The organism is Pseudomonas azerbaijanoccidentalis, from assembly GCF_019145495.1.
Classification (GTDB): Bacteria; Pseudomonadota; Gammaproteobacteria; order Pseudomonadales; family Pseudomonadaceae; genus Aquipseudomonas; species Aquipseudomonas azerbaijanoccidentalis.
Window position 1 is genome coordinate 412,210 of sequence record NZ_JAHSTU010000004.1, and the last position, 21,381, is coordinate 433,590.

Below are 21,381 nucleotides of genomic sequence, written 5' to 3' on the forward strand. Positions count from 1 at the left end.
CCCGAGAGCCCCACATCCGAGCCCTGCGAGCCGGTTTGAGCTGACATGACCCGCACCCACGAAATACGCCCCGATCTGGACGAGGGAATCGACCGAAAGGTTCTCAACCAGCTACGCGCACGTTTTCTCAAGCTCAATGAGGGCCGTCTGGCCCGCGCCGTTGAAGGCCTGTCCACGCGCCAGCAGGCGGTGTTGAGCCTTTTGCCGTTGTTCTTCCACGTCAACCATCCACTGTTGCCGGGTTACGTTTCGGGCAACACGCCGGCCGGGGTGTCGAATTTCGAGCCGGACACTAATGTCCTCGCCGAAGCCCAGCGCCTGACCCGCTCGTTTTCCTACAAGCCGCGCCACGGCAGCAATCCGCCACGGCCGATTCACGGCCTGTTTCTGATGGGCAGCCTGGGCACCCTGGCCCAAGCCGATCAGAGCGATATGGACGTGTGGGTTTGCCACAGCCCGGACTTGACCGAAAACGAGCTCGCCGAGCTGCGCAAGAAATGCCAACTGCTTGAAGCCTGGGCTGCCAGCCAGGGCGCCGAGGCGCACTTCTTCCTGATTGATCCGATTCGTTTCGTACGGGGCGAGCGCGACAACCAACTGAGCTCGGAAAACTGCGGCACGACCCAACACTACCTGCTACTCGACGAGTTCTATCGCACGGCGATCTGGCTGGCGGGACGCACACCCATCTGGTGGCTGGTGCCGGTCTACGAAGAATCGAGCTACGACCGCTACACCCACACTCTGCTCTCCAAGCGCTTCATCCGCGCCGACGAAAGCCTGGACTTGGGGCATCTGGCCTTTATTCCACCTGGTGAATTCATAGGCGCCGGCCTTTGGCAGCTGTTCAAGGGCATTGAGTCGCCGTACAAATCGGTGCTCAAGCTGTTGCTGACTGAGGTTTACGCCAGCGAACACCCCAGGGTCCAATGCCTGAGCCTGCGCTTTAAACAAGCGGTGTTCGCCAATCAGCTCGACCTGGATGAGCTGGACCCGTACGTCGTGGTTTACCGGCGTATCGAGGAGTACCTCATTGCCCGAAATGAACCGGAGCGGCTGGAGCTGGTGCGCCGGGCGCTGTACCTGAAGGTCAATCGCAAGCTGACCGGCAGCGGCGGTCGCACCCAGAGCTGGCAACGCTCGCTGCTCGAGCGCCTGGCCCACGAGTGGAAGTGGGACCAGCGGCAACTGGCCCTGCTCGACAGCCGCAGCCAGTGGAAGGTCCGGCAAGTGAGCTCGGAGCGTCGCGCACTGGTCAACGAGCTGAATTACAGCTACCGCTTCCTGACCCAGTTTGCCCGCAACGAACAAACCGTCAGCCTGATCAACAAGCGTGACCTCAGTGTGCTGGGCCGGCGCCTGTATGCAGCTTTCGAGCGCAAAGCCGACAAGGTCGAGTTCATCAACCCGGGCATCGCCCCGGACCTGGCCGAAGACACGCTGACCCTGGTGCACTCGCCCGACAAAAAAGAATCCGGGCAAAGCCAGTGGGGCTTGTACAACGGCAGTCTGACCGCGCTGGAATGGGAGCACTTCGCGCCGATCAAGCGCAGCCGTCATTTACTCGAATTGCTCACCTGGTGTCACCGCAACGGCGTGATCGACAGCAGCACGCGCCTGGCCTTGCACCCCGGCAGCAGCGACCTGAGCGAATTCGAACTGTTCAATCTGCTCGGCAGTCTGCAACAAACCATTCCCCTGCCGCTGCCGACGGTTGCCGAAGAGCCTTTGCTGCGCGCCAGCGTGCCAAGCGAAATATTGATTCTGGTGAACGTCGGCGTTGACCCGCTCAAACATCACCGCGACCTGAACATCCTGATGACCACCGAGCGTACCGACTCGTTGAGCTATGCAGGGGTCCGGGAAAACCTGGTGCTGACCCTCGATCAGGTTACGCTCAACAGCTGGAACGAAGTGCTGGTCAGCCGTTACGACGGCGTCCACGCCCTGCTCGACTGCCTGCGCGATTACCTCAACAACCTGCCACAAGGCCCGCAGCAGCCTAAGCTGCGCGTGCGTTGTTTCTGCCATAACCGTGCGCAGTTCATTGCCCAGCGTGTCGAAGACATTCTCGACACCGCGCAGAACCTGCTGCTGAGCCAACTCAACCTGCGTTACTTGATCCAGGTCCAACAGCATTACCACGTACTGGAATTGGTGCCGGGCCAGGTCAAACATGCGGCGCTCACCTCCCTGCCTGCCCTGTTCGATTACCTGGCACAAGAGCAGTCCAGTTACAGCCCGCTGCATTTGGACCCGATGGCGCTGGAGGACCACGACCTGTCGCTGCTGCTGCCGATGGGACAGCCCGACACCCTTCAAGTGTTCTATCGGGTAAGCGAAAGCCTGGCCGATCTGTACGTTCTCGATGAATTCAATGCGATGTGGCATCAGCGGTTGCCCTGGCATGACGAACAGAGCTTGCTGGTGCCTTTGCAACGTTTCCTGCTATCGATCCAGTACCGGCGTGACGCCTCGCTGCCGATGGATTCGGTACAACCCAAACATCCGGACATCCTGTACTACCAACTGCTGCCCAGCGGCACAGGTCGAGCACGTCGGGTCGAAGCCCGGCCGGCACCGCAAACCCCGGTCAACAAACCGTTCTACGACGTACAGGCGATCGTCGGCAAAGCCGCACCGGGCAAGGTGCAGGTCACGTTGTATTGCAATCAGCGGGAGTTTTCAGAGCTGGAGCACGGCGACCAACTGTTCAGCGTGGTCGCCCGGGAAATCGTCGAGCAGCGCCGCGAGACCGAACGTTACCGCTGCTACATCACCGACCTGGACCTGTCGGGCCTGCTCGGTGATGGTCAGGGTTCAAGCAATCTGTATCTGCGCTACAAGGCCGACCTGGAGCGCGCATTGAACGAGGCGCTCGAGCAGGTCTGACGAGAAATCATTCCGGAAAGTGGCCGCCCTGGGCCGGCTGCGATTCGACTTCCAGCAAGGTCAGTTTCAGGGTCTTGCCGCCCGGTGCCGGCCAGTCGATATGCTGCCCGACCTTCAAGCCCAGCAGTGCGCTGCCGACCGGTGCCAGGATGGAAATCTTGCCTTCGTCGGCATTGGCATCCTTGGGGTACACCAGTGTCAGGTGGTAATCCTTGCCACTGCTTTCTTCGCGGCAGTGCACACGGGAATTCATGGTCACGACATCGGCGGGCACTTCATCGTGGCCGACCAGGGTATCGGCGCGATCCAGTTCGGTTTGCAGCGCGATAACGCCCGGCAGCGTGTCATCCAGGCTGTCGATCAGACGCTCCAGACGCTGAACGTCCAGTCGGGTAAGGGTGATGGAAGGTGCGGTCATGATCAGGGCAGACTCCTTTCTTCTGCACGAAAAAAGCAAAACCCCGCCAGAAGAAGGCGGGGTTTTCACAAGCCTCGATGGGTTGAGGCGTATCCGGACACTATCACAGCTCAAAAAATATACAAGCCAGCGGCTGCCGCAGCCTATGTAGCCGCTGGCGAAGCCGGCGTTCGGCTGCGCAGCAGTCGTGAGATCAGGCGACAAGGTGTATCAGGCGTGCCGAGGATTCAGGTTTACGACTGCTTCGCAGCCGAACGCAGGCTTCGCCAGCTGCTACAGGTCAGACACTGGCCTTGCGGTGTGCGGCCTGGGTGCAGATCACCCGTCGACGCTCATCATCCGCCGAGCGCCATTCACGGATGTCTTCCACATGGCGGAAACAGCCGAGGCAGACTTTCTGCTCATCCAGCCGGCATACACCGCTGCACGGCGACGGCACCGCAGGGCTGACGTTGCTGTAGAGCGGCTTGGGTGGGCGAACCGGTGCAGGCTGGGTCACGATCTCACAGGCCTTCGAAATCGAACTCGACACCGGCCTGCTGCTGGACGATGCGCTCAAGCATTTCGCCCAACTGCTCTTCGCTCTTGTCGCACATCCAGCGCTCGCTTTCTTCGTCGTAGTCGAAGTGGAAACCACCGGACACGGCGGCAAGCCACAGCTGACGCAGCGGCTCCTGACGACTGAAGATCAACTGGCTGCCGTTCTCGAACTTGACGGTCAGCACACCGGCCGAGCTCTCCAGGTCGATATCCAGATCGCTTTCGTCAAAGATGTCTTCCAGCTTTTCCTGGGTTTCATCGACCAGATCGTGGAAACGGGCTTCGGTCAAACTCATTGCGGCAACCTCAAAAATTGTCTGATCAGGCTCAAGCGCCGCAAGATACGACTGAGACCCGTCGATTGCAAAGAATAACGACCTGTGGGATTGCTTGATACAGGCCGGCCACGGGCCAAGCCCCGCCGGACGGGCGGTCCGTTGCATAGGCAAGCTGCCGGGTGGCCGGTATACTCCGGCGCAATTAATGCATTTTCAAGGATTTCGCCATGAAGCGCCTGATCTCTTCCCTTGCCGCGCTCCTCGCGGTTGCCTGCCTCGTGTCGGCCTGTGGCCAAAAAGGCCCGCTGTACCTGCCGGACGATAGCCAGGACCCTGCCGAGCAGGCTCAGTCCTCGCAAAAGCAGCCGTCCAAGGCACACAAGCACGACGTCTACCAATAAGGGAACATCATGGACGCTTTTAACTACCGTGACGGTGAACTGTTCGCGGAAGGTGTTGCCCTGTCTGCTATCGCTGATCGCTTTGGTACACCGACCTACGTTTACTCGCGCGCGCACATCGAAGCCCAATACCTGGCCTACGCCGATGCGTTGGCCGGCATGCCGCACCTGGTGTGCTTTGCGGTCAAGGCCAACTCCAACCTGGGCGTCCTGAATGTCCTGGCGCGCTTGGGCGCTGGTTTTGACATCGTCTCCCGTGGCGAGCTGGAACGCGTACTGGCCGCTGGCGGCAGCGCTGACAAGATCGTGTTCTCCGGCGTCGGCAAGACCCGTGACGACATGCGTCGCGCCCTCGAAGTCGGCGTGCACTGCTTCAACGTGGAGTCCACCGACGAGCTGGAACGCCTGCAAGTGGTTGCCGCCGAACTGGGCGTTCGCGCACCGATTTCGCTGCGTGTGAACCCGGACGTCGATGCCGGCACCCATCCGTACATTTCCACCGGTCTCAAAGAGAACAAGTTCGGCATCGCCATCGCCGACGCCGAAGACGTGTACGTGCGTGCCGCGCAGCTGCCAAACCTGGAAGTGGTCGGCGTCGACTGTCACATCGGTTCGCAATTGACCACCCTGCCACCATTCATTGATGCCCTCGACCGCCTGCTGGGCCTGGTCGATCGCCTGGGCGATTGCGGCATTTACCTGCGCCACATCGATCTCGGTGGTGGCCTGGGCGTGCGTTATCGCGATGAAGAGCCGCCACTGGCTGCCGATTACATCAAAGCCGTACGCGAGCGTCTCGACGGTCGCGACCTGGCGCTGGTGTTCGAGCCGGGCCGCTTCATCGTGGCCAACGCCGGCGTACTGCTGACCCAGGTCGAGTACCTCAAGCACACCGAACACAAAGACTTCGCCATCGTCGATGCGGCCATGAACGACCTGATCCGCCCGGCGCTGTACCAAGCCTGGATGGACGTCACCGCCGTGCGCCCGCGTACCACCGCTGCCCGCGCCTACGACATCGTCGGCCCGATCTGCGAGACCGGCGACTTCCTGGCCAAGGAGCGTGAACTGGCCCTGGAAGAAGGCGACCTGCTGGCCGTGCATTCGGCCGGCGCCTATGGGTTTGTCATGAGTTCCAACTACAACACCCGTGGCCGTGCCGCTGAAGTGTTGGTGGACGGTGATCAGGCATTTGAAGTGCGTCGCCGTGAGACGGTAGCCGAGTTGTTTGCTGGCGAAAGCCTGCTGCCGGAGTAAGCCATGCTGCTGCGTTTTACCAAAATGCACGGCCTGGGCAATGACTTCATGGTCCTCGACCTGGTCAGCCAGCACGCGCATATTCTGCCCAAGCACGCCAAGCAATGGGGTGATCGGCACACTGGCATCGGTTTCGACCAATTGCTGATCGTCGAAGCGCCGTGCAACCCGGATGTGGATTTCCGCTATCGGATCTTCAACTCCGATGGTTCCGAAGTGGAACAATGCGGTAACGGTGCACGCTGTTTCGCCCGCTTTGTCCTCGACAAGCGCCTGACCGCAAAGCGCCAGATTCGCGTCGAGACCAAAGGCGGCATCATCGAGCTGGACGTTCGTAGTGACGGCCAGATCGGCGTGAACATGGGCGCGCCGCGCCTGGTGCCGGCGGATATTCCGTTTCAGGCACCAGAGCAGGCGAGCAGCTATCAGGTCGATGTCGATGGCACAGCAGTCGAGCTGGCTGCAGTGTCCATGGGCAACCCTCATGCCGTTGTGCGGGTCAGCGATATCAACAACGCACCGGTGCATGAACTGGGACCGAAAATCGAACACCACCCGCGCTTCCCGGCGCGGGTCAACGTCGGTTTTCTCCAGGTCATCGACCGAGGCCGCGCGCAGTTGCGCGTCTGGGAACGCGGTGCCGGGGAAACCCAGGCCTGCGGCACCGGCGCTTGTGCTGCGGCAGTAGCCGCGATCAGTCAGGGGTGGATGGATTCGCCGTTGTTGATCGACCTGCCTGGCGGGCGTCTGTCCATTGAATGGGCAGGCCCTGGCCAACCGGTGCTGATGACCGGCCCGGCAGTCCGCGTATACGAAGGACAAGTACGTCTTTGAGTGAGCCAAAGCCATGACCGACAAGCCACAGGTACCAGACCGACAGTCCGACGAATCTCCGTCCGAGAGCCTGGAAGCGGCGGCAATTGCCGCGTACCTGGAGGCTCATCCGGACTTCTTCGTCGAGTACGAAGAACTGCTGCCGGCAATGCGCATTCCCCACCGGCGCGGCGACACCGTTTCGCTGGTGGAGCGGCAGATGACCATCCTGCGCGACCGCAACATCGAACTGCGTCACCGTCTGTCGCACTTGATGGATGTGGCCCGCGACAACGACCGCCTCTTCGACAAGACCCGCCGCCTTATTCTCGCACTGATGGATGCCACCAGCCTGGAAGACGTGGTGATCTGCGTCGAAGACAGCCTGCGTCAGGATTTCCAGGTGCCCTTCGTCAGCCTCATCCTGCTGGGCGACAACGCCATGCCGGTGGGCCGCTGGGTCACCCACGCCGAGGCACAAGTGGCCATCGGCGGCCTGTTGCTGGAAGACAAGAGCGTCAGTGGCAGCCTGCGTGAACATGAGCTGGACTTTTTGTTCGGCGAAGAACAACGCAAGCAGATTGGCTCCACGGCCGTCGTCGCCATCAGCCATCAAGGTATCCACGGCATCCTGGCCATCGCCAGCCGTGACCCGCAGCACTACAAGAGTTCGGTGGGCACGCTGTTCCTCAGCTACATCGCCGAAGTCATGGGCCGCGTGCTGCCACGGGTCAACAGCTCCCTGCGCTCGGTACGCTGAGCATGGAACGACAACTGGACGCTTACTGCGAACACCTGCGCAGTGAGCGGCAGGTGTCCCCGCACACGCTCTCGGCCTACCGCCGTGACCTCGATAAAGTCCTGGGCTGGTGCCTCAAACAGAACATCGGCAGTTGGGCGGCACTGGACATTCAGCGCCTGCGCAGCCTGATCGCTCGCCTGCATGCTCAAGGCCAATCCTCGCGCAGCCTGGCGCGTCTGCTTTCAGCCGTGCGCGGGCTTTATCACTACCTGAACCGCGAAGGCCTGTGTGATCACGACCCGGCCAACGGCCTGGCACCGCCCAAGGGTGAACGCCGCCTGCCGAAAACCCTCGACACCGACCGCGCCCTGCAACTGCTGGAAGGCGGCGTGGAGGATGACTTCCTCGCTCGTCGCGATCAGGCGATTCTGGAACTGTTCTATTCCTCTGGACTGCGGCTTTCAGAGCTGACCGGCCTGAACCTTGATCAACTCGACCTTGCAGACGGCATGGTCCAGGTGCTCGGCAAGGGCAGCAAAACCCGCCTGCTGCCAGTGGGCAAAAAGGCTCGCGAGGCATTAGAGCAATGGTTGCCGCTGCGGGCGATGGCCAATCCGGCGGACGACGCCGTATTTATCAGCCAGCAAGGCCGGCGCCTCGGGCCGCGGGCGATTCAGGTGCGGGTCAAGGCTGCCGGCGAACGTGAACTGGGGCAGAACTTGCACCCACACATGCTGCGACATTCCTTCGCCAGCCATTTGCTGGAATCCTCGCAGGACCTGCGCGCGGTGCAGGAACTGCTCGGCCACTCGGACATCAAGACCACACAGATCTACACCCACCTGGACTTCCAGCACCTGGCCACGGTCTACGACAGCGCCCATCCACGGGCCAAACGCATGAAAGGCGACGATTCATGAGCATTCAGTTGATCACCTTCGACCTCGACGACACCCTGTGGGACACCGCCCCGGTGATCGTCAGTGCCGAAGCCGTTTTACGTGAATGGCTGACCGAGCACGCGCCCAATCTGGGTGCGGTGCCGGTGGAACATCTGTGGGCCATTCGTGAACGCATCCTGAGCAGCGAGCCGGGACTCAAGCATCGCATCAGCGCCCTGCGCCGGCGTGTGCTGTTCCATGCGCTGGAAGAGTCCGGCTATGCCCATGCAGAAGCCTCGGATCTGGCGGACAAGAGTTTTGAAGTGTTTCTGCACGCGCGACACCAGATCGAAGTGTTCCCGGAAGTGGAACCAACCCTTGAGATCCTCGCCAACCATTACGCACTCGGCGTGGTCACCAATGGCAACGCCGATGTACGTCGGCTAGGCCTGGCGGACTACTTCAAGTTTGCGCTGTGTGCTGAAGACATCGGCATCGGCAAACCGGATTCACGACTGTTTCACGAAGCCTTGCAGCGCGGTGGCGCAACGCCGGAAACGGCGGTGCATATCGGCGATCACCCCGGCGACGACATTGCCGGAGCGCAACAGGCAGGGTTGCGTGCGGTCTGGTTCAACCCGGCGGGCAAGGTGTGGGAGGCGGAACGTTTGCCGGATGCGGAAATTCGTAGCTTGACCGAGTTGCCGGCGTTGTTGGCGCGGTGGAACGTCCCCAAATATTGATGGTGTCCTGAAAAGATCGCAGCCTTCGGCAGCTCCTACAAGTTTATGTGCACACCTGTAGGAGCTGCCGAAGGCTGCGATCTTTTGCTTTTCCATCCCCATGAAAAAGCCCGCAGCGACGGCGGGCTTTTTCGCAAGCGCGAAGCAGGCTCAGATAGGCCGGCTGCCGTACTTGTTGTCAGGCTTCTTGGGCGGATCGGCGACCACGTTGGCCTCCACTTCCTGCACCTTGCCACCTTTGGCCAAAAACTCTTCCATGGCCCGCGCGAGAGCATCGCGTTCCTTGTTCTTGGCTTCGACGCTTGGCAGCTCATCGACCGATACCGCTGCCTTGGCTTTGCCTTTGGCAGTCGGCGCGGGCGCATCACCGCCGTCGTCATCAGCAACGTCTTCCGCTGCCGCTTCCAAGCCTTCTTCGGCCTCGTCTTCGTCGCCTACTTCGAGGTCGTCGTTTTCCAGATCATCGTCGCTCATGTTCTACCTCATGACTTGCGAAAAGCAGATTAGTTATAGCCCAGCTTTGCCTTCTGTCGAAGGCTGCCGGAAAAAAATCAACAGCCGCTGCTGACCAGCGGTTATGCCCCATCACCGTGCAGGGTGGCGAGGACTTTGCGGGCACCGCCATGATCACGATGCTCGCCCAGATAAACACCTTGCCAGGTCCCTAACGCCAGTCGGCCTGCCGAGATCGGCAAACTGAGCTGACAGCCAAGCACGCTGGCCTTGAAGTGCGCCGGGAGGTCGTCCAGGCCTTCGTCGTTATGCTCATAGCCGTCTGTTCCTTGTGGGATCAGACGATTGAAAAATCGTTCGAAGTCGCGACGTACCGCCGGATCGGCGTTCTCGTTGATGGTCAACGACGCCGAGGTATGCTGCAGCCACAAATGCAACAGACCGACCCGACACGCCTTGAGTTCAGGCAAGCCGGCGAGTAACTCGTCCGTTACCAGATGAAAGCCCCGGGGCCTCGCCCGCAGGGTTATCAGAGTCTGTTGCCACATACAGTTCTCCGCACGTTCGGGGCGCATTCTAGCGCGCTCTGGGAAAAAACAAAGGCCCTAATATTCCTTCCATTGCGTAAGCGATTGCCCGCAGAAAAACGCCTGCCGTAAACGTTCACAAAGCTGTCAGAAAAAACCTTTCAGCCTCACATCCAATGACAAATTCCAGACAAAAAAATGCCCGGCAAGCCGGGCAAGTTTTTTATGCGCGTGCTTACAAGTTGTAGCCGCGTTCGTTGTGAAGCGCCAGATCGATGCCGACAGCCTCTTCTTCTTCGGTAATCCGCAAGCCCATGACAGCGTCCAGGACCTTGAGGATGATGTAAGTGACAATCGCGGTGTAGATCACCGTGAAGCCCACGCCTTTGCACTGAATCCATACTTGTGCGGCGATGTCGGTGACGGTGCCGAAGCCACCCAGGGACGGTGCAGCAAACACACCGGTCAGGATCGCGCCGAGGATACCGCCGATGCCGTGCACGCCGAACGCGTCCAGGGAATCGTCATAACCGAGTTTGCGTTTCAGGGTGGTGGCGCAGAAGAAGCACACCACGCCGGCAGCCAGACCAATCACCAGTGCGCCCATCGGGCCAACGGTGCCAGCGGCCGGAGTGATGGCGACCAGACCGGCAACCACACCCGAAGCAATGCCCAGTGCGCTTGGCTTACCATGGGTGACCCATTCGGCGAACATCCAGCCCAGCGCAGCAGCGGCGGTTGCGATCTGGGTCACCAGCATCGCCATGCCGGCGGTGCCGTTGGCGGCAGCCGCGGAACCGGCGTTGAAACCGAACCAGCCAACCCACAGCATCGCGGCGCCCATCAGGGTGTAGCCGAGGTTGTGCGGCGCCATCGGGGTGGTCGGGAAGCCTTTGCGCTTGCCCAGTACCAGGCAGGCAATCAGACCGGCCACACCAGCGTTGATGTGCACCACGGTGCCGCCGGCGAAGTCCAGTACGCCCCAGTCCCACATCAGGCCGCCGTTGCCGGACCAGACCATGTGCGCGATCGGTGCATAGACCAGGGTGAACCAGATGCCCATGAAGATGAGCATCGCGGAGAATTTCATCCGCTCGGCGAAGGCACCGACGATCAGCGCCGGGGTGATGATGGCGAAGGTCATCTGGAAGGTGATGAACACCGCTTCAGGGAACAGCGCCGCCGGGCCGGTCAGGCTGGCTGGCGTGACACCGGCGAGGAAAGCCTTGCCCATGCCGCCGAAGAACGAGTTGAAGTTGACGACGCCCTGCTCCATGCCGGTGGTGTCGAACGCGATGCTGTAGCCATAAATGACCCACAGGACGCTGATCAGACCAGTAATGGCGAAGCACTGCATCATCACGGAAAGAATGTTTTTCGACCGAACCATGCCGCCGTAGAACAGCGCGAGGCCGGGAATGGTCATGAACAGCACGAGAGCTGTCGAGGTCAACATCCAGGCGGTATCGCCGGAGTTGAGGACTGGGGCCGCCACTTCGTCTGCCGCCAAAGCAAGGCTGGGCATTACGATGGACAACAGGGCTCCTAGCCCTGCGAATTTACGCAGAGTCATATTGTTTTCTCCTGGGGCGTTGGGTTTGTGGCGGCTTAGATTGCGTCGGTATCGGTTTCGCCGGTACGGATGCGAATCGCCTGTTCCAGATTGACCACGAAGATCTTGCCGTCACCGATCTTGCCGGTGTTGGCGGCCTTGGTTATCGCCTCGATAACCCGGTCGAGATCCTTGTCGTCAATGGCGACATCAATCTTCACCTTTGGCAGGAAATCGACCACGTACTCCGCGCCGCGATACAGCTCGGTGTGACCCTTCTGCCGACCGAAGCCTTTGACTTCAGTAACGGTAATGCCCTGCACGCCGATCTCGGACAACGACTCGCGCACGTCGTCCAACTTGAACGGCTTGATGATGGCAGTGACTAGCTTCATGAAAACTCTCTCCCGAATTGGTGGACTTGCCCCAGGAAAACAAACCCGTCTCAAGTCTAAGCGCAGTGCCTGGCTTTGTAACGCATCGTCGGCTCTAACCTGCCCGTCCGACGCCAGTTAACCGCTCCTTGCGAAACACTCCCCCGTTTCGCCTGGCGCACTGCATTCGTCACAGCGACTGCATCAGTGCATGGGTCACAAGGGTCTAAGCAGAAAGCTTGCCATCTCCACAAATTTCACTGTTTTCAAGCGTTTGCCGGTAGATGTCAGCCACATCGCCACCACACCCGACGCGATACGCACAACAACGGTGCGATGCCGTCCGTCCGCATGCGCGAAAAGCGTGCATCCACTGCCTGCGAAAATGACTATAGACACTGCGTGATACACTGCCCGCCATTGTTACCAGGACCTCTTCCCATGCTCGCGCCCAAAGACTTCCTCGACGCCCTCACCGGCACCGCCTCCCGCCTCTTCAGCGGCGATACCCCGCTGCCGAAAGCTGAAATCGAAAGTCAGTTCAAAATGTTGCTGCAGAGCGGCTTCAGCAAACTGGATCTGGTGAGCCGGGAAGAGTTCGATAGCCAGATGGTTGTATTGGCGCGCACACGGGCGCGTCTGGAAGCGCTTGAGTCGAAAGTGGCAGAGCTGGAAGCGAAGCTGAACCCACCCACCGAATAACGGACGAATCCCACTGTAGAAACCCAATCCACTGTGGGAGCGAGCCTGCTCGGCACGACCTTCAGCTTCACCTGTAGGAGCTGCCGAAGGCTGCGATCTTTTGATCCCACACAACGTCCTGCAAAGTTCTCATCCGCCGTCCGATTGCGCCGCAGAGCGATCAATGCGCCTTGGTGGAAAAGAGCAGCAAAGCTGCTTCACGCCTTCTGAACAAAAAACCCCACGCTTTTGGCGTGGGGTTCGATAGATCCCAGAAAACAATCAGGCACAGTGAGCAAGCCGCTCGACCTGATCCCGAATCGCGTCCCCTCGCTCAATCTCGGCCTTACGCAAACCGTAGGTCGATTGCAGGTTCAGCCAAAATTCCGGGGTCGTGTCCAAACAGATAGATAGCCGTAGAGCCATATCCGCACTGACACCCCGACGCTGGAGCACAATGTCGTTCACCGTAGGTGTCGACACGTTCAACGCTCTGGCAAGAGCGGATCGAAGGTCCTTCAGCACGACAGCATCAACAAGCATCGTCAGCTTCCGTTCCGCGACACTCATACCGGCAACATCCAGTGAAAGTTTGCCCTCTCACCCACGCCACCAAAATCTCCGCCCGCAACTACCCTTCAAAAACCCGCAGGAAGCGGCCCCCAACGTCATCTCAAGGAACGACCATGTCCCTCTCCATCGTCCACAGCCGCGCCCAGGTGGGTGTGGAAGCACCCGCCGTTACCGTCGAAGTTCATCTGGCCAACGGCTTACCGTCGCTGACCATGGTCGGGTTGCCCGAGGCGGCGGTAAAGGAGAGCAAGGATCGGGTGCGTAGCGCGATCATCAATTCGGGGCTGCAATTTCCGGCGCGGCGGATCACGTTGAATCTGGCGCCGGCCGATTTGCCCAAGGACGGTGGGCGGTTCGACCTGGCGATTGCGTTGGGAATTCTTTCCGCCAGCGTGCAGGTGCCGACACTGACGCTCGATGACGTGGAATGTTTGGGTGAGTTGGCGCTGTCGGGTGCGGTTCGGGCAGTACGCGGCGTTTTGCCGGCAGCACTGGCTGCGCGCAAGGCCGGGCGTTCGCTGATGGTGCCGCGGGCGAATGCCGAAGAGGCTTGTCTGGCGTCGGGTTTGAAGGTGATTGCCGTGGATCATCTCCTGGAAGCCGTCGCCCATTTCAACGGGCACACGCCGGTTGAGCCGTACGTTTCCGATGGTTTGATGCATGCCAGTAAACCTTATCCCGACCTGAGTGAAGTGCAGGGCCAGCAAGCCGCCAAGCGCGCATTGCTGATTGCGGCAGCGGGTGCGCATAACCTGTTGTTCAGTGGGCCACCCGGCACGGGTAAAACGTTGCTGGCGAGTCGTCTGCCAGGGCTGTTACCGCCGCTTGCCGAATGCGAGGCGCTGGAGGTGGCGGCGATTCAGTCAGTCGCCAGTTGCGTACCGTTGACCCACTGGCCGCAACGCCCGTTTCGCCAGCCACATCACTCGGCCTCAGGCCCGGCGCTGGTGGGCGGCAGCTCCAAGCCTCAACCCGGCGAAATCACCCTGGCCCATCACGGTGTGCTGTTCCTCGATGAATTGCCGGAATTTGATCGTAAGGTTCTGGAAGTGCTCAGGGAGCCTTTGGAGTCCGGGCATATCGTGATTTCCCGGGCGAAGGACCGCGTTCGGTTTCCGGCGCGTTTTCAGTTGGTCGCCGCCATGAACCCGTGCCCCTGTGGATATCTTGGCGAACCAAGCGGCAAGTGCTCTTGTACGCCGGACATGGTGCAGCGGTACCGCAACAAGCTGTCGGGACCGTTATTGGACCGGATCGATTTGCACCTGACGGTTGCTCGGGAAGCGACGGCGTTGAATCCGACGCCGAAACCGGGTGAAGACAGCGCCAGCGCTGCCGCGTTGGTGGCCGATGCTCGTGAACGGCAACAGAAGCGCCAGGGCTGCGCGAATGCCTTCCTGGATTTGCCGGGATTGCGCCGCCACTGCACGTTATCCACAGCCGATGAGCACTGGCTGGAAACGGCGTGCGAACGATTGACCCTGTCGTTACGTTCAGCGCATCGGCTGCTCAAGGTGGCGCGGACATTAGCGGATCTTGAGCATGTAGACGGGATCACGCGGGAACATCTGGCCGAAGCGTTGCAGTATCGGCCGGCTACGCAGTAAGCCCTGAAATCGAGTTGCCCCCAATCGCGAGCAGGCTCGCTCCCACATTGGATTTGTGAACGCAGGTCGAGTGTGGGAGCGAGCCTGCTCGCGATTGGCTATTTCAAAGGCGCCTCAACGAAACCGGTCAACCTCGGAACGCAAATCTGCCGCCAGCTTCTCCAGTTCTTTGGCGGTGACGGCCAGGTTGGAAACCACTTCACGCTGCTCGCTGTTGGCCAGGGCAATGCTCTGCAGGTTGCTGCTGAGCAAGGTCGCGGTACTGCTCTGTTCCTGGGTCGCGGTGGTGATGGCCGCAAATTGCTGGCCGGCCGAGCGGCTTTGTTCGTCGATCCGCGCCAGTGCCGAGGCGACATTGGCGTTGCGCGACAAGCCTTCCTGCATCAGCACGTTGCCCTGCTCCATGGTGCTGATGGCGTTGCCGGTTTCCTGCTGAATGCTTTGGATCATCACAGAGATTTCGTCAGTCGCCTGACGGGTACGGGACGCCAGGTTACGCACTTCGTCCGCCACCACCGCAAAACCACGACCCTGCTCACCGGCGCGGGCGGCTTCGATCGCGGCGTTGAGCGCCAACAGGTTGGTCTGCTCGGCAATCGAGGTGATCACGCCGACGATGCCACCGATTTCCTGGGAACGCTGGCCCAAAGTATTGATCACCGTCGCCGTGCTGTTCAAAGCACCGGCGATTTGCTCCAGCGACGAGGACGCTTCGTCCATGGACGTGCGACCGATCTGGGTTTGCTGGGCGTTTTCCTGGGCCAGACGCTGGGTGCTGCCCATGTTGTCGGCGATGTTCAGGGACGTGGCGCTGAACTCTTCCACGGCGCCGGCCATGCTGGTGATTTCGCCCGACTGCTGTTCCATGCCTTCGTAAGCACCGCCGGACAAACCGGACAAGGCCTGGGCGCGGCTGTTGACCTCCATCGAGGCGTTGCGAATGTGCTCGACCATGGTCGACAGTGCCTGGCTCATCTGGTTGAACGCGCGGGCCAGTTGACCGATTTCATCGTTGCTCGACACGTTCAGCCGCACGCTCAAATCACCGGCACCCAAGGCTTCGGCCTGACGCACCAGATCACCCAGCGGCGCGAGTTTGCTGCGCAGCAACCAGACCGCCGAACCCACCGCGATCAACATCGCCAGCAGGCTGCCGATGGCCAACTGAATGCCGACGCTCCAGGTGACGGCGCTGATTTCGGTTTTCGGCATGCTCGCCACCACCGACCACGGCCCACCTTCGAACGGTACGGCGATACTGTAGAAGTCTTCGGACTTGTCGCTCCAGAACTCGCCTTTACCCGGGGTTTTCGCCAAGGCGTTGATGGCCGGGACGGCTTGGTCCAGCGCCTCTACACCAGCAATCGGCACCAGCCATTTGTTCTGCTCGTCCAAAAGCGCCAGCGAGCCAGTCTGGCCGATGCGGAATCGCTTGAGATTCTCGAACTGGGCCTTCTGCGCGTCGGTGTAATCGAAACCGACGTACAACACCGCAATAACCTTGCCGCTGCTGTCGCGCACCGGGGTGTACTGCGACATGTAGAAGCGCTCAAACAGCAAGGATCGCCCCACGTAACTCTGCCCCGCCATCAAACGGGCGTAGGCTGGGTTCGCGTGATCGAGCACGGTACCGATGGCGCGGTTCCCGTCCTGTTTGGTGACGTTTGTGCTGACTCGAATGAAGTCTTCACCGCTGCGCACGAACACCGTGGCCACACCCGCGGTCATCTGCTTGAACTCGTCCACTTCCTTGAAGTTGTTGTTGAGCACCTCGCTGCCCAGGTGCAAGCCCGGCGTCTGCACGCCTGCCACAACCACCGGCTCGTCCGGGTGTACGCTCAGCCCGCCGGTGAAGCGTGTCTCGAACAGCCCCGCCAGGCGCTGCGTGCTTTCACGCAACGTGCCGTGAAAGGTGCTCAACTGATCGGCCAACAACCGGGCTTCACTGGCCAGGTGTTCTTCGCGGGTGGCCAGGTTGGCCGTGTCCAGCGAGCGCAGGGCGAACAAGGTACTGCCGGTGATGACAATCGCCAGTATCACGGCAAGCGCAAGACCAAGCTGTGAAGCGATCCGGGCACGAGGTTGAGACATGACAGCTCCTGGCCGAGCGAACGGATCATCCTGATCGCGACGCATGCTCGGCAAAATTTCTAATAATGGGGGTAGCGTCGAACCTGCACGAAGGTCCCACGAAGAGATTTTCGGCGGCAAACGGCAATACTTGAGCAACGAGTTAGGATATGGCGCAAGGCCGCTACTTCAGGGGCTTCATCGTTTCAGCTCAAGCGCACGACATCCGGCAATTCCATCGCCCGGACTTCCCCTTGCAGGAAATCGCTGAGACGGCGCATGCGCTCGCCGCCGGGACGGGTTTTCGGCCAGACCAGGTAATATTTCTCCCCACTGGCGACGGCGGTCGGCCACGGCAGGCTCAAACGTCCTTGCGCCACGTCCTCGGCCACCATCAGCAGATCGCCCATGGACACGCCATAGCCACGAGCGGCGGCGATCATGCCCAACTCCAGCGTATCGAATACCTGCCCGCCCTTGAGCGACACCTGATCGGCCAGGCCCATGCGTTCCAGCCAGTTGCGCCAGTCGCGCCGGTCCGGCGTCGGGTGCAGCAACTCAGTGTTGGCCAGGCGCGTGACGTCCCAAGGCTGATCGTCGCGCAAGTTGGGCGCGCCCACCGGTATCAGTTCCTCGGGGAACAGGTAACTCGCCTCCCAGTCCGGCGGGAAATGGCCGTTACTCAGCAGCACCGCACAGTCGAACGGCTCGTCATTGAAATCCACCGAATCGACGTCCATCCAGGCACTGGTCAATTGCACTTCGTTGCCCGGCTGCAAGTGGCGGAAGCGGCTGAGGCGCGCCAGCAACCAACGCATGGTCAGCGTCGACGGGGCTTTCATGCGCAGGATGTCGTCTTCGGCGCGCAAGGTGTTGCAAGCGCGCTCCAGTGCCGTAAAGCCTTCACGGATACCCGGCAACAGTAAACGGGCGGATTCGGTCAGTTGCAGGTTGCGGCCACTGCGGTGAAACAACCGGCAGGCAAAATGCTCTTCGAGCGTACGAATATGCCGGCTGACCGCACTTTGAGTAATCGACAGCTCTTCGGCAGCGCGGGTGAATGAACTGTGCCGCGCCGCCGCTTCAAATGCGCGCAGGGCATACAAGGGAGGAAGACGACGCGACATGCGGAAAGCTCCTATAGCGGGATCAGGCCACCCTAGCAGAAACTCTCCAGCATGAGTTTGAATCATGCCACCCATCCTTTTTATCCCTTTGTGCAAACCCCGCGAAGCGCCGAGAATCGACGCTTTCCTGTTCTCTCTGACATTCGAGCGTGATGACCATGCAGCATCCAGCGCGTATTGAACTCTGGGCCATCCTGCGGCTGGCGGGGCCGTTGATTGCCTCGCAGTTGGCGCACATGTTGATGGTCCTTACCGACACCCTGATGATGGCGCGCCTGAGCCCCGAAGCACTGGCCGGCGGCGGGCTCGGTGCGGCCTCCTATTCGTTCGTGTCGATTTTCTGCATCGGTGTGATCGCGGCGGTCGGTACGCTGGTGGCGATTCGTCACGGCGCGGGCGATATTCTCGGCGCGGCGCGGCTAACCCAGGCCGGTGTGTGGCTGGCGTGGTTGATGGCGCTGGGCGCCGGGTTGCTACTGTGGAACCTCAAACCAGTGTTGCTGCTGTTCGGCCAGACCGAAAGCAACGTCCAGGCGGCGGGGCAATTCCTGATCTTCCTGCCCTTCGCCCTGCCCGGCTACCTGAGCTTCATGGCCTTGCGCGGTTTCACCAGCGCCATCGGCCGCGCAACGCCGGTGATGGTCATTAGCCTGGGCGGTACGGTGGCCAACTTCCTGCTCAATTACGCGTTGATCACGGGCATGTTCGGCCTGCCGAAACTCGGCTTGATGGGCATCGGCCTGGTCACGGCGATTGTCGCCAACCTCATGGCGTTGGCGCTGGCGTGGCACATTCGCCGGCACCCGGCTTATGACGCCTATCCGCTGCGCGCGGGGTTGCTGCGCCTCAACCGGCAGTACCTGAAAGAACTGTGGCGCCTGGGCCTGCCGATTGGCGGCACCTATGCGGTGGAGGTCGGTCTGTTCGCCTTCGCGGCGCTGTGCATGGGCACCATGGGCAGCACGCAATTGGCGGCGCACCAGATCGCCCTGCAAATCGTCTCCGTGGCGTTCATGGTCCCGGCGGGCATGTCCTACGCAATCACCATGCGCATCGGTCAGCATTACGGCGCCGGGCAATTGCTGGATGCGCGGCTGGCCGGCCGGGTCGGCATTGGCTTCGGTGCAGTGGCGATGCTGTGCTTCGCGATGGTGTTCTGGCTGTTGCCGAATCAGTTGATCGGTCTGTTTCTGGACCACAACGACCCGGCCTTCCGCGACGTCATCAACCTGGCCGTGAGCCTGCTGGCCGTGGCGGCTTGGTTCGAGTTGTTCGACGGCGTGCAAACCATCGCCATGGGCTGCATTCGCGGGCTCAAGGACGCCAAGACCACGTTTCTGGTCGGGCTGGGTTGCTACTGGCTGATTGGCGCACCGGCAGCATGGTGGATGGCGTTCTACCTGAACTGGGGGCCAACGGGCGTCTGGTGGGGGCTGGCGCTGGGCCTGGCATGCGCGGCGGTGAGCCTGACGCTGGCGTTTGAGTGGAAGATGACGCGGATGATTCGGCGCGAGCCTTCGGCCCAAGGCAGTTTTCGGGTTATTCAGCCGGATTAGGATCAAAAGATCGCAGCCTGCGGCAGCTTCTACATGGGAATGCATAACCCTGTAGGAGCTGCCGCAGACTGCGATCTTTATATGGCCTCGACAATGCTCTGCTCGCCGGAACCAAACGTCAGGTAATCCACCAGATCCGCCAGCGGCAGCGGCTTGCTGATCAGATAACCCTGCACCTGATCGCAATCAAACCCGCGCAGCAAATCCAGTTGCTCCGGCGTTTCCACGCCTTCGGCGACCACTTCGAGGTTGAGGTTGTGCGCCAGGTTGATCATCGCATGGACCAGTTTACGGTTCTCTTCGCGCTGTTCCATGCCGCCGACAAAGCTCTTGTCGATCTTCAGCAAGGTGATCGGCAGGCTGTTGAGGTGCACGAACGACGAGAACCCGGTGCCGAAGTCATCGAGGGAAAAACGCACGCCCAGACGCCCGAGGGCATCCATGGTTTGCTTCACCAGATCGCTGCGGCGCATGACCGCAGTTTCGGTCAATTCGAATTCCAGCCACTGCGCCTCGACGCCCCGCTCGGCAATCAGCCGGCTCAGGGTCGAGAGCAACTGGCTGTCCTGGAACTGGCGGAACGACAGGTTGATCGCCATGTGCAACGGCGGCAAACCGAGTTCGAGCAAGGCCTGCATGTCACGCAAGGCGCGGGAAATCACCCAGTAACCCAACGGCACGATCAAGCCGCTTTGCTCGGCCAGCGGCACGAACTCGCTCGGTGGCAGCAAGCCACGCTCGGCATGACGCCAGCGCACCAGCGCTTCGAGACCAACGATTTGCCCGTCTTCGAGGTTCAGGCGTGGCTGGTAATGAAGTTCCAGCTCATCGCGACGCAACGCCCGGCGCAGCTCGGTTTCGAGGTCGGCGATGCTGCGGGCATTGCGGTTGATGCGTTCGTTGAAGATATGAAAGGTGCAGCCTTGGGTGCTCTTGGCCTGCTGCATGGCAATGTGAGCGTGCCACATCAGCGGGTCGGCACCGGCCTGGGCGCGGGCATGGGCGATGCCGAGGCTGGAGCCGATCAAAAGGCTTTCGCCATCGACCCAATAAGGCTCGGCCAGCGCTTCGGTGATGCGTTCGGCCATCCACTCGGCGCGTTGAGGCGCGCGGCGGGTATCGATCAACAGGGCGAACTCATCGCTGCCCAGCCGCGCCAACTGATCGCCGGCTTCGAGCTGGCTTTTGAGCCGTGCGACCACTTGCAGGATCAACCGGTCGCCGGCTTGATGGCCGAGGGCATCGTTGGCGTGACGGAAGTTGTCGAGGTCGAGGTGCCCGAGGGCCAGGCCGCGACCGTCGTTTTCCGCCAGCCGCGCCGTCAGCAGGGTCTGAAAACCCTGGCGGTTGGCGATGCCGGTGAGCGGGTCTTGTTCGGCCAGGCGTTGCAGGGTCGTCTCCAGCACGCCGCGCTCGCGCACGTGGCGCAGGCAACGGCGCAGCATGCCGGGGTCGAGATGATCGCGAACCAGCCAGTCGCTGACGCCGTCGGGCGGTGTGAGCGGCTCGTGCTCAAGCAGCAACACCGTCGGCAGACAGCAACGGCCCGGCGCCGGCTGAAGCGCCGGGATCGTCAATAACACCGCACTGCGGTTGTCATCGAACAGACTGCTGACCGACTCCCAACTCGGCGCGCTGATGAGCACGGCCGAGCTCCCCATCGGAGCCAGACACTCGCGCAACAACGCTGCCCACGCTGGCTCTTCGGCCAGTAGCAGCAAACGCAAGGGTTCGACAGGCGTAGACAAGCTAGCTCCCTAGACTCTGCAAAGATGTAGGCGACGGGCATTATGCCGTGCCGATAACTAATGACAATGACATCAGTTATCAAACGAGGCCTTTGTATCCGGAATTACGTACATTAGACGCAAATCCGTTGCGCATCCTGCGTGAAAG

At 60.9% G+C, this 21,381-nt stretch carries 21 protein-coding genes; 10 read left to right on the plus strand and 11 right to left on the minus strand.

The genetic code is table 11. From position 1 onward, the window contains the following. Positions 1-45: 45 nt before the first annotated feature. Complete coding sequence (locus tag KVG88_RS16095) at positions 46-2,892, plus strand: class I adenylate cyclase (RefSeq protein ID WP_217872007.1); 2,847 nt, start codon at positions 46-48, stop codon at positions 2,890-2,892. 7 nt (positions 2,893-2,899) lie between these two features. On the opposite strand, the gene rnk is transcribed toward KVG88_RS16095, so the two are convergent. The 3 genes from rnk to cyaY all read right to left on the minus strand — a co-directional run bounded on the left by rnk (position 2,900) and on the right by cyaY (position 4,146). Further along, on the minus strand, positions 2,900-3,310 hold the full coding sequence (gene rnk / locus KVG88_RS16100) for a nucleoside diphosphate kinase regulator (RefSeq protein WP_075946457.1): 411 nt from the start codon (positions 3,308-3,310) through the stop codon (positions 2,900-2,902). A gap of 280 nt (positions 3,311-3,590) precedes the next feature. Next, entirely contained in the window at positions 3,591-3,809 is a 219-nt protein-coding gene (locus KVG88_RS16105; protein ID WP_217872008.1) for a DUF1289 domain-containing protein, read from the minus strand. Between the two features lie 4 nt (positions 3,810-3,813). Further along, positions 3,814-4,146, minus strand: a complete 333-nt coding sequence (cyaY, locus tag KVG88_RS16110; RefSeq protein WP_217872009.1) for an iron donor protein CyaY — start codon at positions 4,144-4,146, stop codon at positions 3,814-3,816. 209 nt (positions 4,147-4,355) lie between these two features. On the opposite strand from cyaY, the gene lptM reads away from it, so the two are divergent. Genes lptM through KVG88_RS16140 form a run of 6 tightly spaced genes read left to right on the plus strand, consistent with a single transcriptional unit; the run spans position 4,356 to position 8,965 of the window. Further along, positions 4,356-4,529, plus strand: a complete 174-nt coding sequence (lptM, locus tag KVG88_RS16115) for an LPS translocon maturation chaperone LptM (RefSeq protein WP_075946461.1) — start codon at positions 4,356-4,358, stop codon at positions 4,527-4,529. A gap of 9 nt (positions 4,530-4,538) precedes the next feature. Then, entirely contained in the window at positions 4,539-5,786 is a 1,248-nt protein-coding gene (lysA, locus tag KVG88_RS16120) for a diaminopimelate decarboxylase (RefSeq protein ID WP_217872010.1), read from the plus strand. A gap of 3 nt (positions 5,787-5,789) precedes the next feature. Continuing rightward, a complete protein-coding gene (dapF, locus tag KVG88_RS16125) occupies positions 5,790-6,620 on the plus strand; it encodes a diaminopimelate epimerase (protein WP_150705533.1) in 831 nt (276 codons plus the stop codon). A 13-nt stretch (positions 6,621-6,633) separates the two neighbouring features. Then, on the plus strand, positions 6,634-7,359 hold the full coding sequence (locus KVG88_RS16130; protein ID WP_150705532.1) for a DUF484 family protein: 726 nt from the start codon (positions 6,634-6,636) through the stop codon (positions 7,357-7,359). Between the two features lie 2 nt (positions 7,360-7,361). After that, on the plus strand, positions 7,362-8,261 hold the full coding sequence (gene xerC / locus KVG88_RS16135; protein WP_217872011.1) for a tyrosine recombinase XerC: 900 nt from the start codon (positions 7,362-7,364) through the stop codon (positions 8,259-8,261). Next, positions 8,258-8,965, plus strand: coding sequence for an HAD family hydrolase (locus KVG88_RS16140; protein ID WP_150705530.1), 708 nt, complete (start codon positions 8,258-8,260; stop codon positions 8,963-8,965). The genes xerC and KVG88_RS16140 overlap by 4 nt, the downstream gene beginning before the upstream one ends. A gap of 150 nt (positions 8,966-9,115) precedes the next feature. Here the strand turns inward: KVG88_RS16140 and sutA are convergent, their stop codons facing one another. From sutA to glnK, 4 genes are all read right to left on the minus strand, one after another. After that, on the minus strand, positions 9,116-9,439 hold the full coding sequence (gene sutA / locus KVG88_RS16145) for a dormancy-specific transcriptional regulator SutA (RefSeq protein WP_150705529.1): 324 nt from the start codon (positions 9,437-9,439) through the stop codon (positions 9,116-9,118). A gap of 101 nt (positions 9,440-9,540) precedes the next feature. Beyond that, positions 9,541-9,966: a secondary thiamine-phosphate synthase enzyme YjbQ gene (locus KVG88_RS16150; protein WP_150705528.1), complete on the minus strand. Its 426-nt coding sequence runs from the start codon at positions 9,964-9,966 to the stop codon at positions 9,541-9,543. 214 nt (positions 9,967-10,180) lie between these two features. After that, positions 10,181-11,518, minus strand: a complete 1,338-nt coding sequence (locus KVG88_RS16155) for an ammonium transporter (RefSeq protein WP_217872012.1) — start codon at positions 11,516-11,518, stop codon at positions 10,181-10,183. Positions 11,519-11,553: 35 nt separating this feature from the next. Further along, positions 11,554-11,892, minus strand: coding sequence for a P-II family nitrogen regulator (glnK, locus tag KVG88_RS16160; RefSeq protein WP_002555808.1), 339 nt, complete (start codon positions 11,890-11,892; stop codon positions 11,554-11,556). Positions 11,893-12,312: 420 nt separating this feature from the next. Here glnK and KVG88_RS16165 point away from each other — a divergent pair, with 420 nt between their 5' ends. Next, positions 12,313-12,573 carry an accessory factor UbiK family protein gene (locus tag KVG88_RS16165; RefSeq protein ID WP_150702403.1) on the plus strand — a complete coding sequence of 87 codons (261 nt, stop codon included), beginning with the start codon at positions 12,313-12,315 and terminating at the stop codon, positions 12,571-12,573. A gap of 261 nt (positions 12,574-12,834) precedes the next feature. Here KVG88_RS16165 and KVG88_RS16170 read toward each other — a convergent pair whose 3' ends face one another. After that, positions 12,835-13,095, minus strand: coding sequence for a HigA family addiction module antitoxin (locus KVG88_RS16170; RefSeq protein ID WP_225934045.1), 261 nt, complete (start codon positions 13,093-13,095; stop codon positions 12,835-12,837). A 143-nt stretch (positions 13,096-13,238) separates the two neighbouring features. Between KVG88_RS16170 and KVG88_RS16175 the strand changes: the two genes are divergently transcribed. Beyond that, positions 13,239-14,732, plus strand: a complete 1,494-nt coding sequence (locus KVG88_RS16175; protein WP_150702402.1) for a YifB family Mg chelatase-like AAA ATPase — start codon at positions 13,239-13,241, stop codon at positions 14,730-14,732. A gap of 114 nt (positions 14,733-14,846) precedes the next feature. Here the strand turns inward: KVG88_RS16175 and KVG88_RS16180 are convergent, their stop codons facing one another. Both KVG88_RS16180 and KVG88_RS16185 read right to left on the minus strand, forming a co-directional pair. Continuing rightward, positions 14,847-16,823 (minus strand): methyl-accepting chemotaxis protein, encoded by a 1,977-nt coding sequence (locus KVG88_RS16180; protein ID WP_150702401.1) that lies wholly within the window; start codon positions 16,821-16,823, stop codon positions 14,847-14,849. 185 nt (positions 16,824-17,008) lie between these two features. Then, the gene (locus tag KVG88_RS16185; protein WP_217872013.1) at positions 17,009-17,929 is read right to left on the minus strand and encodes a LysR substrate-binding domain-containing protein; all 921 of its coding nucleotides are present in this window, start codon (positions 17,927-17,929) and stop codon (positions 17,009-17,011) included. A gap of 158 nt (positions 17,930-18,087) precedes the next feature. Between KVG88_RS16185 and KVG88_RS16190 the strand changes: the two genes are divergently transcribed. Continuing rightward, entirely contained in the window at positions 18,088-19,485 is a 1,398-nt protein-coding gene (locus tag KVG88_RS16190) for a NorM family multidrug efflux MATE transporter (RefSeq protein ID WP_217872014.1), read from the plus strand. Positions 19,486-19,562: 77 nt separating this feature from the next. Here KVG88_RS16190 and KVG88_RS16195 read toward each other — a convergent pair whose 3' ends face one another. After that, a complete protein-coding gene (locus KVG88_RS16195; protein ID WP_150702398.1) occupies positions 19,563-21,233 on the minus strand; it encodes a putative bifunctional diguanylate cyclase/phosphodiesterase in 1,671 nt (556 codons plus the stop codon). Positions 21,234-21,381 lie beyond the last annotated feature (148 nt).